This window comes from Legionella septentrionalis (genome assembly GCF_003989745.1).
Classification (GTDB): Bacteria; Pseudomonadota; Gammaproteobacteria; order Legionellales; family Legionellaceae; genus Legionella_A; species Legionella_A septentrionalis.
On the sequence record NZ_RZGS01000010.1, the window covers coordinates 35,641 to 48,134 of the forward strand.

Genomic DNA, 12,494 nt, shown 5'->3' on the forward strand with positions numbered 1-12,494 from the left:
CTTTATTGACAGATGCATTGAATCGCGTTAGCTTGTGCATTTTTCTTGCAGAGATTGACTGATGAACCAGCTATTTGCCGATAGGGTTGCTTTAATTACCGGTGGGGCACGGGGTATAGGCCGGGCAACTGCCTTAAAATTAGCTAAAGCAGGCTGCGACATAGCCATTGTGTATTACAATAGCTCCGATAGTGCGCAAGCCTTAGTGGGCGAAATTCAGGCATTAGGCCGGCGGGCATTAGCCATTCAAGGCAATGTGGCGGATCATGCTTCCGTAAAGGAATTGATGGGGCAATTTCGCCAACATTTTTCCCGGCTGGATTTCTTAATCAGCAATGCGGCTAGCGGCGTGTTAAAGCCCGCCATGAAAATGTCCACCAAACATTGGCGCTGGTGCCTGGAAACCAATGCTTTGGCATTGAACCATTTAGCAAGCGAAGCGCGCGCCATGATGCCGCGCGGTGGACGTATTATTGCCTTATCAAGCTTGGGTGCGTCGCGTGCTATCCCCAATTATGCCTTTATCGGTGCTTCAAAAGCTGCGCTGGAAGCTTTGGTGCGCTCGCTTAGCCTTGAACTGGCGGAAGATGGCATCAGCGTCAATACCGTTTCTGCTGGCGTAGTCGATACGGATGCTTTAAAGCATTTTCCAAACCGTGAGCAATTACTGGATGAATACCAAGCGCATTCATTGGCAGGCCGCCCTTTATTGCCGGAAGACGTGGCCAATACCATTTATTTATTGTGTTTGCCGGAAGCGGAAATGATTAAAGGACAAATCATTTATGTGGATGCTGGATACAATATCATAGGCTAGACTTTCTTGCGTTATGATAGCTGCACTCATGAAACTTATGATATACTCCCGAGATTTGAAGATTAGTAAGCTCAGAGGTATAACATGAATGTAGAAAGCGTTTATCCCAAAGTTCGGGAAATTATCGCTGATGTGTTGGTCATTGACGAAGATGAAATTTCCTTAACCAGCCGCTTAATTGGTGATTTAGGGGCAGAGTCTATTGATTTCCTTGATTTGGTCTTTCAATTAGAAAAAGAATTTGACATTAAGATCCCTCGCGGTCAATTGGAAAAAAATGCCCGTGGTGATTTGGCGGAAGACGAATTTGAGAAAGGCGGTGTCCTCACCGAGCCCGGTATGAATGCTTTAAAAAATTATTTAAGCGAAGTTCCGGCTGATCATTTTAAACCCAACATGAAAGTCAGTGAAATTCCTCTGCTGTTTACCGTGGAAACTTTTTGTAAATTAATCGTGGTTGCGGTGCAAGAGCAAAAAACTCGTGAACATGTGGCCTAATGCGTTTCTTATTTGTTGACAGAATATTGCAATTATCCCCTGCTGAATATGTATGTGGAATAAAGCATGTTACCTTTGACGACCATTACCTTTGCCAAGACGGTGAGGGTAAATGGTGTTTTATCCCATCCCTGATTGGCGAAACTTTGGGGCAGTTGGCGGCATGGAATGTCATGCTGCACAACGATTTTACCTCACGGCCTGTGGCAGGCGTAGTGGCGAGCGCTCATTTGCATCGTTCTGTGTACGTCGGGGAAACCCTGCTGCTGGAATCCTTTATCGATGCTTTGGATGATGCTGCGGTGCGCTACCATAGCGTGGCACGCGTGGGTGATGAAATCGTATTTCGTATCGAAAATGCCTTAGGCCCGTTGCTGCCGATGGAGGATTTTATTGCTCCGGAGTGCGTTCGCAGGCAGTTTGCGGAAATCAACAGGCCTGGCCACTGGCCCCTTGTTGCGCCGGCGGGGATTGAAATATTGCCTGCGGCGCCTGCACAAATTTCGTGCGCGAACATGTCTTTTGACCGCATTGTTAGCAGCACGCCTGGCGAGCAATTATGTGCCGAGAAATTCATTAACCGCGCCGCCTCTTATTTTCCTGATCATTTTCCCAATAAGCCGGTGCTGCCCATGACGGTATTGCTTGAGTGCAAGCTAAACCTGGCCCGCGAATTCCTTGCACGTGCCCAATTTACACAAGGCTATCAGGTTCGGGAAATGCGCAAGATCAAAATGAATGATTTCGTTCAGCCAGGTGATGTTATTGCTTGTCAGCTGAGCGTGAAGCAACGTGATGAAGAAGAACTCATCCTTGCGTTTCGCAGCGAAGTGGCAGGCAAGCGAGTTTGCGTTTTGGAAATGGTATTGACTGCAGAGGTGTAGTATGAAAAAAAGACGAGTTGCGATTACGGGCCTCGGCGTGGTATCCCCTTTAGGTAATGATGTCGTTTCTACCTGGAACAATTTAATGGCTAGGCAATCCGGCATCGCTGAAATAAAGCAATTTGATGCTTCTTGTTTTCCTGCCCGCATTGCCGCGGAAGTAAAAAATTTTTCTCCATCGCCCGAGTTAACCGGTAAGCACACACGTTTTGCCATGTCGTTTACCCATTTTGCTTTGGATGCAGCATTGCAGGCATTCAACGACGCGGGTGTTTTACCTACCGAACAAACGGCTTGCCGCTGGGGAGTAGTAACTGGCAGTGGCATGATGACGGCAGAATACGATTATCTGCATCGTTTCCAAGAAGCATGTGCAGCAACCGGTGAAATCGATTGGCAGCGCTTGCATCAGGAATCCCGGGAATTCCATAAGCTCACCGATTTTGGCAAAACCACGTCCAATTCAGGGTTGTCACTCTTGATCCAGCAGTTTGGTATCAAGGGTTATGCAAGTTCCGTGCATACGGCATGCGCTTCTGGCGGGCAAGCGTTAGGTCTTGCCATGCAAGTTATCCGGCGTGGCGATGCTGATTTTATGTTGGCCGGCGGCTTTGACTCCATGATAAATCCCTTAGGCTTATCCAGTTTCTGCTTATTGGGTGCCTTGTCTACGTTTAATGATACACCGCAAACGGCAAGCCGCCCCTTCGATGGCACACGCAATGGATTTGTTTTGGGTGAGGGAGCTGCCTTTTTAATCCTGGAAGCGTGGGAAAAAGCAAAAGCGCGTGGGGCACATATTTACGCGGAATTAGCCGGAGAGGGCAATACGCTCAGTTCCTACCGCATTACAGATTCCCATCCCAATGGCGATGGCGCCAGACAAGCAATAGAGCAAGCGTTGCGGGATGGCGGGGTTCGCCCGGCGGATGTGGATTACATTAACGCGCACGGTACTTCTACCAAAATGAATGATTTAAGTGAAACCAATGCAATAAAAGCAGTATTTGGCGAAACGGCATATCGCTTGCCGGTTAGTTCAACTAAAAGCCAGACAGGGCATTTAATTGCAGCAGCAGGAGCTCTTGAAGCCGTTTTATCCGTCTTAGCGATTAAACATGCACACGTGCCTATGACAGCAAATTTAACCACGCCTGATGCTGAATGCGATTTGGATTATGTTACAGAAGGCCCCCGTGAAAAATCCTTGGGCGTGGTATTGTCCAACTCCTTTGGTTTTGGCGGCTCCAACAGCTGTCTGTTGTTTAAGCATCCTGAATTTGAGGGAGCGTCCCATGAATAATACGCGACGTGTCTTTATTACAGGGTTGGGTGCGCTTACCGCTTCAGGGGCGACCTTGGAGCAAACCTGGAATGCCATTTTAACAGGCAAGCAAGGCATCGGTGACATCAAACAATGGGATTTATCTTCCTGGACCCATCGCATTGGTGGTGAGCTACAGAATTTCCAACCGGCAAAGATGCTTCCTGATCGTAAATTAATAAAAGTCATTTCCCGGCAGGATGTCATCGGCTTGAATGCTGCCATCCAAGCTGTGGAACATAGCGGTTTATTAACTTATCGCGACAGCCTGGAGGATGCGGAGCAATTTAATGATGAAACAGGAATTTATGTAGGTTCCCCAGGTAATAAATATTGCCAGCAATATGATTTCTTATCGTTAGTGAGTAAGTCTGGCAAGGACATGCAAAAATTTGCAAGCCAACTTTTCGGGGAAGTGCATCCCATGTGGTTATTGCGCATTTTACCGAATAATGTCTTGGCTTATACCGGTATCACCTATGGTTTTAAAGGCCCCAACCATAACATCACCAATCATGCGGTCGGCGGCATGCAAGCTATTCTGGAAGCATATCATGCAATCAAAAGCGGGCAGGCGGAACGCGCTGTAGTTGTTGCTTATGATTTGGGAACCGAACCCCAGGGCTTATTTTATTATGAAAAATTAGGCTTATTAAGCGCACGTCATTTAAAGCCTTTTGATAGCGATCATGATGGGACCTTGCTATCAGAAGGCGCCGCTGCATTAGTTTTGGAAAGCGAGCAAAGTGCTCGTGCGCGTTCGGCATCTTGCTATGCCGAGATCATGGGTGGCAAAGGGGCAACCGAGGCATCCGGATTATTTGCCCTGGAAGCGGAAGGCAAGCATTTGGCGGCTATGATGGAAGCTGCACTCGCCGAACAGGAAATCCGTAAAGAAGAGGTTGGCCTTTTGATTGCTCACGGTAATGGCAATAAACAATCCGATGTTAGCGAAGCGCATGCGCTCCAAAATGTTTTTGCTGATTACCATATTCCACTGACTTCTTTTAAGTGGTCCATGGGGCATACTCTCAGTGCTGCCGGCGTATTGGATACTGCATTGGCAACGTATGCTTTGCACACCCAATGTATCCCCGGTATAGCGAATTTTGCCTCGCCCGCAAAAGGCTGTGAAGGCCTCAACATTTGCAAAGAACACCGTACCTTGGCGCCCACAAAACCCTATGCTGTGGTAGTCAACAGAGGGTTTGCAAGCATTAATACTTGTTTGGTGATAAAAGCTTGTGTCTGAATTAGTAAATTATATTAATCACTTGCCGGTCTCTTGGGCCGGCAGGCTAATTTATCATTGTTTACCTTATCGCCGGCAAGTGATTTTAAACAATATCAATCAGGCATTTGGCAAGATTTTAGACGAGCAGCAGCGAATTCATCTGGCAAAGGCGTTCTATTCACACCTTGCAACATCCCTTAAAGAAATGTGTGTGCTTCGCTTTATGTCTGAGGAAAAATTACGTGAAAAAGTTGAAGTGCGTGGCCATGAGCGTGTATTGAGCATTGCTGAAGCGGGGAAAGGCGTTTTAATTCTAACCGGGCATTTTGGTAATTGGGAATTTGCTCCATTGGGCGGAATTTTAAACTTTAAGCAGTTTAAAGGACAGTTCCATTTCATCCGTCGTACGTTAGGCAGCAAGACAATAGAAAGAATTTTGTTCAGGCGGTATTACCGCGCTGGCCTTCATGTCATTCCTAAAAAAAATTCTCTGCAGCAAGTATGTACTGCCCTGGAAGAAAAGCATGCTGTCGTTTTCGTGCTCGATCAGCATGCTTCGCTGGCAAACCGTGACGGTATCGCAGTGGAATTTTTTGGTAAAAAAGCGGGCACTTATCGCAGCCTTGCCAGTCTCGCACGACATACCAATTTGCCTATCATTCCTGCGGCAAGTTACCGCTTACCCGATGGCCGCCACGTATTGGAATTTTTTGAACCCATTCCCTGGCAGGATTATGCAACCACCCAAGAATCCATTTACCGTAACACGCTGGCTTACAATCAAGCTTTGGAGCGCATGATTTTAGCCCATCCTGAGCAATGGATGTGGCTACATAAGCGTTGGAAATTAAAAGAACCGCATTAAGTTTTTACTGGCATTCGCTGGTAGATTACAGTTATAAATGTTAAACCTTACCCCGATAAAGCCGCGAAGCATCAAGCTATGCCAGCCTGGCTTCCCTAATTCCCTTATTTTTGCCAGAATGCCCGAGTAAATAAAATGAGTAAAGAAAATATCTCCAGCCGACCCGCCAGCATAGCAAAAATCAACAGCCACTTGCTCTGGAGGTTCAAATCGGTAAATGTAACGCTTAATGCTCCAATGCCTGCGCCCGCATTAGCAAGGCTTGCGACTATTGCAGAAAAAGCAGTGGTGAAATCATTTCCAAACGCCATAAAAACAATCATTAAGAATAAAAACAAGGCGATAAACACGGAAAGAAATCCCCACATGGATTGTAGAACGGGTTCTGCCAGTTGATGTTTGCCGAATTTTATCGGAATGATGGCGTGCGGATGCACCAAACGGATCATTTCACGACGGCTTTGTTTAAAAAGTAACAAGGTTCGCAATATTTTCACACCGCCACTCGTCGACGCAGCACAGCCCCCAATGATGGCAAGGAGGAGTATGAAAATGGGCAGGAAAGAGGGCCATGTACTAAAAGGTGCCGAGATAAACCCGGTAGTAGTTGCCAGGGAAATGACATTAAACAAACTGGTTATGAAGGCATGATGATCCGCTTTATAAAATTTGTAGGCAATGAGGCTTACCATTACTACAAGGCTTGAGATGAATAAAATAAGTATATACCAGCGGAATTCTTCGTCTTCCCAATAATGCTTAAGGTTGCGTTTCTTAAATGCCATAAAATGCAAGGCAAAATTGGTTCCGCCAAGCAACATGAACACGCAGGCGATCAATTCAATTGTATCGCTTTGATAAAATGCAAAACTAGCATCGTGCACAGAGAACCCCCCGGTGGATACTGTGGCGAAGCTTTCTCCCAAAGCATCAAACCAGTGCATGCCGGCGGCCCAATAGCACAGCATGCACAATAAAGTGAGTAAAAAATAAATAAACCACAAGGCTTTTGCCGTTTGCGCGATGCGAGGGGTAAGCTTCGTTTCTTTCATAGGACCTGGGGTTTCAGCCTGAAATAGTTGCATGCCTCCGACGCCCAGCATCGGCAGGATCGCTACAGCTAATACTACAATTCCCATACCACCCAAAAATTGCAATTGTTGTCGGTAAAATAACAGTGCATGCGGCAAACCCTCCAATTGGGTGATAATGGTGGCGCCGGTTGTCGTAAACCCTGAAACCGATTCAAACAAGGCATCTGTTAAGCCATGCGTATGGTCATCAATAGCAAATAAAAATGGCAGCGCGGCAAAGAAACATAAAACAAACCAAAATAATACAACGATGAGGAAGCCATCGCGTATTTTTAATTCCTGATGGTGTTTTCGGCAGCAAAACCAAAGCAATGTTCCTGTTCCCCAAGTAACAGTAAACGCTGCAACAAAAGGCATCCAAAATGCCTCATGAAAGATAAAATTAAAAATTAAAGGGGTAAGCATGCTTAAGCTGAAAATCATCAGCAGTAAGCCGATTAAGCGCAGAATGGTTTTAATTTGCATACAATTATAAACTTTTGTTGCTGCAGCTAAACCCAGTGTTAGCTGACAAAGCTTAAATTTACCTGAAAAAGTGCTTCTACATGGCGGACATAACGTTTTTTTAATAGCAGCAAAATAACATGATCCCCTGTTTCGAGCACCAATTCTTTGCTGGCAATGTACACTTTTTCCTCACGTACGATCGCGGCCAGGATGCAGGTAGGCGGCAATGCAATTTCATCAAGCCGGCGGCCAATGACTTGCGAAGTCTGCTTATCGCCGTGCACGACCAGCTCAATGGCTTCCGCCTCATCATGCAGGCGGTGGACTTTAATCATATTACCGCGCCGCAGCTTGGTAAGAATGCTGCCGATAGTAATGAGTTGCGGCGATATGGCATGGTCAATCGTGCTGTCGTCAATCAAATCAACATAAGCATTCCGGTTTACCAAAGCCATTGCGTGGCGTGTTCCCAACCTTTTGGCCTGCAGACAAGACATGATATTTGCTTCATCATCATTAGTAACCGCGCAAAACACATCGGTAAATTCAATATTTTCATTAACCAATAAATCCCGATCGGCGATGTCTCCTTGCAAAATGGTGGATTTATGCAAATGTGAAGCCAGGAAATTGGCCCGTTCAGCATTGTGTTCGATGATTTTAATACGATAGCGCGTCTCCAATGTCTGAGCGAGTTTTGTGCCTATATGGCCGCCTCCGGCAATAATAATTCTGCGATTAGGGTGTATGTAACGGCCAAAAGCAATCAAGGTTTGTTGAATGGCCTGGGGTGATGCGACAAATAAGACATCGTCTCCTTTCATTATCATACAGTCCGTTTCTATAGGAATTGCGGCGTTATTGCGAAATATTCCCACCACGCCCGCTTCTATGGCGCTTAGATATTGATCCAGTTCGCCTATGGTTTTGCCAACCATCATACTTTCTGCTTGTGTTTTAATGGTGACCAGTAAGACGCGTCCTTCGGAAAAATCAATGACCTGCGAGGCACCTGGATATTCAATTAAATTTACTATGTGCTCGGTAACCAATTGCTCAGGGCTAATGCAAGCATCCACCGGGATGTGATCATTGTGAAAAATTTCCGGGTATTGATAATATTGGTGTGAGCGGATGCGGGCGATTTTATTTGGGGTGCGGAATAAACTGTAGGCAATTTGGCAGCCCATCATATTAATTTCATCACTGTCGGTGACAGCAATCAACATGTCGGCTTGTTCGATACCGGCCTCAATTAATACGTTGGGATGCGAAGCACTGCCTTGTACTGTTTTTATGTCGAGGCGGTGCTGTAAATCGCGCAAGCGCTCGCCATTGATATCCACCAAGGTAATATCATTATCTTCATGTACCAGATTGTAAGCCAGGGTGCCTCCCACTTGTCCGGCGCCTAAGATCACGATACGCATGAGCATTCCTTTCCTAATGTCAGCATAATATCTTACCTTCATAAACGAATGCGGCCGGGCCAGTCAAAAAGATGTCTTTTTGCACATCAGGCCAAAAGACAAGCAGACTGCCTCCAGGTAGGTCCACTTTGACGGTTTCACCCAAACCATGGTAGAGCCGGCCCACAGCGGCGGCAGCTACTGCACCGCTACCGCAAGCACGCGTCTCCCCGCACCCGCGTTCATAAACCCGCAATGCGATCGATTCCGCGTTTTGGATTTGCATGAAGCCGACATTGGTTTGTTCAGGAAACAAGGGATGTTCACAAATAAATCGCCCCAAATCAGTTACCGGTGCTTCGGCAATGTGGTCGGTTATAAGCACAGCATGTGGATTGCCAACATTGATTGCATGAAATTCACATGTGCTTTCATTATCCAGAGGGAGAGAATAAACTGGTTGCAGGGCCATCCTGTTTAAAGGGATTTTTTCAGGAAGTAACTGCGGCTTTCCCATGTTTACTGTGACCGTATCATCGGGATTAATATGAAGTTGCATACGGGTAGTTTTGGTAGCAACTGTAATGGCTTTTTTATCAGTCAGTTGATAATAATGAACAAAGCGTGCCAGACAGCGAGCCCCATTTCCACATTGCCCCACTTCTTGTCCGTCTGCATTGAATATACGGTAAAAAAAATCGCAATCTGCAGCGCGACTCGCTTCAATCAACAAACATTGATCAAATCCGATACCAGTATCTCGCTTGCTAAGCATGGCGATGCGTGCTCGGGTCAGGTTAACGGACTGGCGGATGGCGTCAATCACGATGAAGTCATTCCCCAGTCCATGCATTTTTGTAAAATATAAAGTCATTGCTGTTTAGCTTCATGGTTAGTTTGGGAGTCAGGCAAATACAATGGGCCTTTTTGTCCACATGCAGTCAAAAAAATAAACAATAATACACTTAGAAATAAGACGGGCTTGTTTTTTTTCATCTTCGCTCTCTGGCGTCACAGCAGGGATTAGAGTTTCGAAACTTTATGCATCATTGAGCAAGAAGTATATACCATAATTCAAATAGCTCCCAATGCCTTACCTGTATATCGAGAAATGCCTATGGCTGCATGGTTATTGCCTTGCTATGCGAGCATCTATTAGCGATAATTTGAGCTTTTGTCGGAGAGATGGTTGGACGCATACATAAAAGAGCAGGCAAATCCCAAAGCTTGTGTAATTTGGATGCATGGGTTGGGTGCTGATGCACAAGATATGGCGGGATTGACCGAGCAATTATCGATAAATATTCCTGTACGGCATATATGTGTGAATGCGGCGGTACGGCCGGTCACGATGAATAATAATTTTCCCATGCGCGCCTGGTTTGACATTGCCAATTTGGATTTTAATGAATTTGGTGAGCCAGCAGGAATATTCGATTCCGAACGCATGATCCAAGAAATCATTGCAAACCAAATTGGGCAAGGGTTAACTCACGAGCAAATTTTCTTAGCAGGGTTTTCCCAAGGAGGGGCCATGGCTTTATTTGCCGGATTGCGCAGCTCAACCCCTTTGGGAGGAATCATCGCGCTGTCAAGTTTTTTACCCAATGTATTGCAGGTGCAGCAAATGCATAAAAACATACCTGTTTTTATGGCGGCCGGCATTTACGATCAAATCGTTTTACCTGTGTGGACGAAAGCCAGTATGAATTGGCTGCAAGCGCAAGGATTTGCCAATATTACTTACCGCGAATATCCGCTTGAACATTCGATTTCAATGCAGGAAATACAAGATTTATCCCATTGGTTTAATCAACAATTGCCAGTAGTAAGTGGAGGAGCCCGATGACCATAGTAAAGAAATCCCGGGTAGTGTCTTATTCATGCGAACAAATGTATGATTTAGTGAATGATGTAGAGCGTTATGCTGAATTTCTACCTTATTTTTCCAAGACCTTGGTTCACCATCGTGATGCAGACGAGGTACAAGCGACTCTGGTGATTGCGGCGGCGGGCATGAGTAAATCATTTACAACTCGCAACCGTCTGCAAGCAAATAAAATGATTGAAATTCGTTTAGTGGATGGGCCTTTTAGCCACTTGGAGGGATTTTGGCGTTTTGACGAGGTTCCGGAAGGCTGCCACGTTTCATTTGATCTGGAGTTTGATTTTGCCGGCCGTATGCTTTCCATGTTATTGGGTCCTATTTTTGAGCAAATTACTGACAAAATGGTAGACGCTTTCTGTAACCGTGCCCAGGTTTTATATGGAAACGGTTGAATTGGTATACATTCCTCTTAATGGCGAGCCTGTACACCTGCATTTGCAGGTGCCAACCGGCACCACCGCCAAAGAGGCAATTCATAGAACGGGTTTGCAGGAAAAATATCCTGAAGTTGCCTCTTTGCCAATTGGAATTTTTTCCAAACCGATATCGCCCGATACGGTGCTAAAAACCGGGGACCGGATTGAAATCTACCGGCCACTGTTGGTTGATCCTAAAGAAAAAAGACGGCAACGAGCACGCCGCAACGGGTAAACCAGTTATATGGCTCTTCTTTAAAAGCCATATAACTTTGTTTTATGTAAGAGCTTAGGGGTTATGCTGTATACGCACTAATTGTCCATGTCTGAAATATAAAACCAGGTTGCGCTGCTGCATTGGGCCGTTGCCCCGCCGCCAAGTATACGCATAATCCCAGCGGTCTTGCGTGAATAATGGGCTGATTAAACTTGTGCCCATCAAGATGGCAACGTCTTCTTTGCTCATGCCAACATGCAGGCGTTCTATTTTAGATTGGGGCAACAAATTTCCTTGTTGCACCGCCCGTCGTGAAAAATCATAAGAGGCACAGCTGGGTAGGGTCAATACAAAAGCAACACTGATGAGAATGGTTTTAATCCGCATTTTTTTGCCTAGGAGAAAAATCCGCCATCATACCACGGCAGATTGGGAAAGACACTAGGACTATAAATTGCAAGCGTTTCCGCGCTTTGTTAAAGTTAGCCAACTTGTTTGGATAAGTTTTGTCATGAGTAGTATGACTAGGAGTGTTTGTGGAAGAAAGCCAGCAATTGAAAGATGCCGGACTTAAAATTACCATCCCGCGTTTGAAAATTTTACAAATTTTGGAGCGTTCTTCTCAACATCATTTAAGTGCTGAAGACGTCTATAAAACGTTAAAAGATATGGGAGAAGAAGTTGGCTTGGCTACGGTTTATCGGGTGCTTGCACAATTTGAAACAGCGGGTTTGATTAATCGTCATAATTTCGAAGGCGGATATTCCGTGTTTGAGTTAAGGCAAGATGAACATCATGACCATTTAGTTTGTATTAAATGTGGCCGAGTGGAAGAATTTTTCGATGAAATTATTGAAAAAAGGCAGAAGCTTATCGCTGAAAAAGCACAATTTGAAATGACGGATCATGCTTTAAATATCTATGGAATATGCCCGGAATGCCAAGCGCTTGCACTGCGAGAATTAAAATAAATCGCGTTCAACTAAGGCGGGTAAATTCTTGGCTTGTTCGATCCAGGATTCTAGATGTGTTACATTGGGCAGCTTTTTTACCAAATTATTTTGCTCATTAATTTGTTGCATATGGCTAAGCAGCTTCTTGGAGTTGCTTTGTGCCAGGGCTGGCACGGAATCAATGCGAACTTGCAGCAGTAATTCAGCATAATCGTCGCCAATGCCGCTAATCCTTGCTAAATCGGCTTGTTGTGTCCATTTTAATAATAATTTTGCATTGATGCCTAATTGTTTTGCCAATGCCTGACGCTCTTTGCGTGGACCGCAGCGGGCTAATAATTGCTCCTGATTTTCAATGCCAACCTGCTTTAACAATTCCGTAAATTTGACACCGATACTCTCCAGATTGGCTATTTTTTGCATGTACTGCTCCATCTTTTGATGCGGG

At 45.4% G+C, this 12,494-nt stretch carries 16 protein-coding genes; 10 read left to right on the forward strand and 6 right to left on the reverse strand.

Going from position 1 to position 12,494, the window contains the following annotated elements; all coding sequences use genetic code 11:
• Positions 1-61 precede the first annotated feature (61 nt).
• The 6 genes from fabL (at position 62) to ELY11_RS05260 (ending at position 5,622) form a co-directional block, all read left to right on the forward strand.
• Complete coding sequence (gene fabL / locus ELY11_RS05235) at positions 62-817, forward strand: enoyl-[acyl-carrier-protein] reductase FabL (protein ID WP_126954274.1); 756 nt, start codon at positions 62-64, stop codon at positions 815-817.
• A gap of 84 nt (positions 818-901) precedes the next feature.
• Positions 902-1,315, forward strand: coding sequence for an acyl carrier protein (locus tag ELY11_RS05240; RefSeq protein WP_126954273.1), 414 nt, complete (start codon positions 902-904; stop codon positions 1,313-1,315).
• The gene (locus tag ELY11_RS05245; RefSeq protein ID WP_126954272.1) at positions 1,315-2,199 is read left to right on the forward strand and encodes a hotdog family protein; all 885 of its coding nucleotides are present in this window, start codon (positions 1,315-1,317) and stop codon (positions 2,197-2,199) included. The genes ELY11_RS05240 and ELY11_RS05245 overlap by 1 nt, the downstream gene beginning before the upstream one ends.
• Before the next feature lies 1 nt (position 2,200).
• Positions 2,201-3,502: a beta-ketoacyl-[acyl-carrier-protein] synthase family protein gene (locus ELY11_RS05250; protein ID WP_126954271.1), complete on the forward strand. Its 1,302-nt coding sequence runs from the start codon at positions 2,201-2,203 to the stop codon at positions 3,500-3,502.
• Positions 3,495-4,775 carry a beta-ketoacyl-[acyl-carrier-protein] synthase family protein gene (locus ELY11_RS05255; RefSeq protein WP_126954270.1) on the forward strand — a complete coding sequence of 427 codons (1,281 nt, stop codon included), beginning with the start codon at positions 3,495-3,497 and terminating at the stop codon, positions 4,773-4,775. The genes ELY11_RS05250 and ELY11_RS05255 overlap by 8 nt, the downstream gene beginning before the upstream one ends.
• Positions 4,768-5,622 carry a lysophospholipid acyltransferase family protein gene (locus ELY11_RS05260; protein ID WP_126954269.1) on the forward strand — a complete coding sequence of 285 codons (855 nt, stop codon included), beginning with the start codon at positions 4,768-4,770 and terminating at the stop codon, positions 5,620-5,622. The genes ELY11_RS05255 and ELY11_RS05260 overlap by 8 nt, the downstream gene beginning before the upstream one ends.
• A 104-nt stretch (positions 5,623-5,726) precedes the next feature.
• On the opposite strand, the gene ELY11_RS05265 is transcribed toward ELY11_RS05260, so the two are convergent.
• The 4 genes from ELY11_RS05265 to lptM are packed head-to-tail and all read right to left on the reverse strand — an operon-like array spanning position 5,727 to position 9,568.
• Positions 5,727-7,181 carry a TrkH family potassium uptake protein gene (locus ELY11_RS05265; RefSeq protein ID WP_126954268.1) on the reverse strand — a complete coding sequence of 485 codons (1,455 nt, stop codon included), beginning with the start codon at positions 7,179-7,181 and terminating at the stop codon, positions 5,727-5,729.
• Between the two features lie 38 nt (positions 7,182-7,219).
• Positions 7,220-8,593, reverse strand: coding sequence for a Trk system potassium transporter TrkA (gene trkA / locus ELY11_RS05270; protein ID WP_126954267.1), 1,374 nt, complete (start codon positions 8,591-8,593; stop codon positions 7,220-7,222).
• Positions 8,594-8,612: 19 nt separating this feature from the next.
• Entirely contained in the window at positions 8,613-9,446 is an 834-nt protein-coding gene (dapF, locus tag ELY11_RS05275) for a diaminopimelate epimerase (RefSeq protein WP_126954266.1), read from the reverse strand.
• Positions 9,443-9,568 carry an LPS translocon maturation chaperone LptM gene (gene lptM / locus ELY11_RS05280; protein WP_126954265.1) on the reverse strand — a complete coding sequence of 42 codons (126 nt, stop codon included), beginning with the start codon at positions 9,566-9,568 and terminating at the stop codon, positions 9,443-9,445. The genes dapF and lptM overlap by 4 nt, the downstream gene beginning before the upstream one ends.
• A gap of 193 nt (positions 9,569-9,761) precedes the next feature.
• On the opposite strand from lptM, the gene ELY11_RS05285 reads away from it, so the two are divergent.
• From ELY11_RS05285 to ELY11_RS05295, 3 genes are read left to right on the forward strand one after another with little or no spacing between them, the layout of a single operon-like run.
• The gene (locus ELY11_RS05285; protein WP_126954264.1) at positions 9,762-10,421 is read left to right on the forward strand and encodes an alpha/beta hydrolase; all 660 of its coding nucleotides are present in this window, start codon (positions 9,762-9,764) and stop codon (positions 10,419-10,421) included.
• A complete protein-coding gene (locus ELY11_RS05290; RefSeq protein WP_126954263.1) occupies positions 10,418-10,852 on the forward strand; it encodes a type II toxin-antitoxin system RatA family toxin in 435 nt (144 codons plus the stop codon). The genes ELY11_RS05285 and ELY11_RS05290 overlap by 4 nt, the downstream gene beginning before the upstream one ends.
• Positions 10,839-11,111 (forward strand): RnfH family protein, encoded by a 273-nt coding sequence (locus ELY11_RS05295; RefSeq protein ID WP_127032652.1) that lies wholly within the window; start codon positions 10,839-10,841, stop codon positions 11,109-11,111. The genes ELY11_RS05290 and ELY11_RS05295 overlap by 14 nt, the downstream gene beginning before the upstream one ends.
• Before the next feature lie 54 nt (positions 11,112-11,165).
• On the opposite strand, the gene ELY11_RS05300 is transcribed toward ELY11_RS05295, so the two are convergent.
• A complete protein-coding gene (locus ELY11_RS05300; protein ID WP_126954261.1) occupies positions 11,166-11,480 on the reverse strand; it encodes an outer membrane protein assembly factor BamE in 315 nt (104 codons plus the stop codon).
• Positions 11,481-11,629: 149 nt separating this feature from the next.
• On the opposite strand from ELY11_RS05300, the gene fur reads away from it, so the two are divergent.
• Entirely contained in the window at positions 11,630-12,064 is a 435-nt protein-coding gene (gene fur, locus ELY11_RS05305) for a ferric iron uptake transcriptional regulator (RefSeq protein WP_127032653.1), read from the forward strand.
• Here the strand turns inward: fur and ELY11_RS05310 are convergent.
• Positions 12,056-12,469, reverse strand: coding sequence for a DUF4332 domain-containing protein (locus ELY11_RS05310; protein WP_158614986.1), 414 nt, complete (start codon positions 12,467-12,469; stop codon positions 12,056-12,058). The two genes, fur and ELY11_RS05310, sit on opposite strands and share 9 nt — an antisense overlap.
• Between the last annotated feature and the right edge of the window lie 25 nt (positions 12,470-12,494).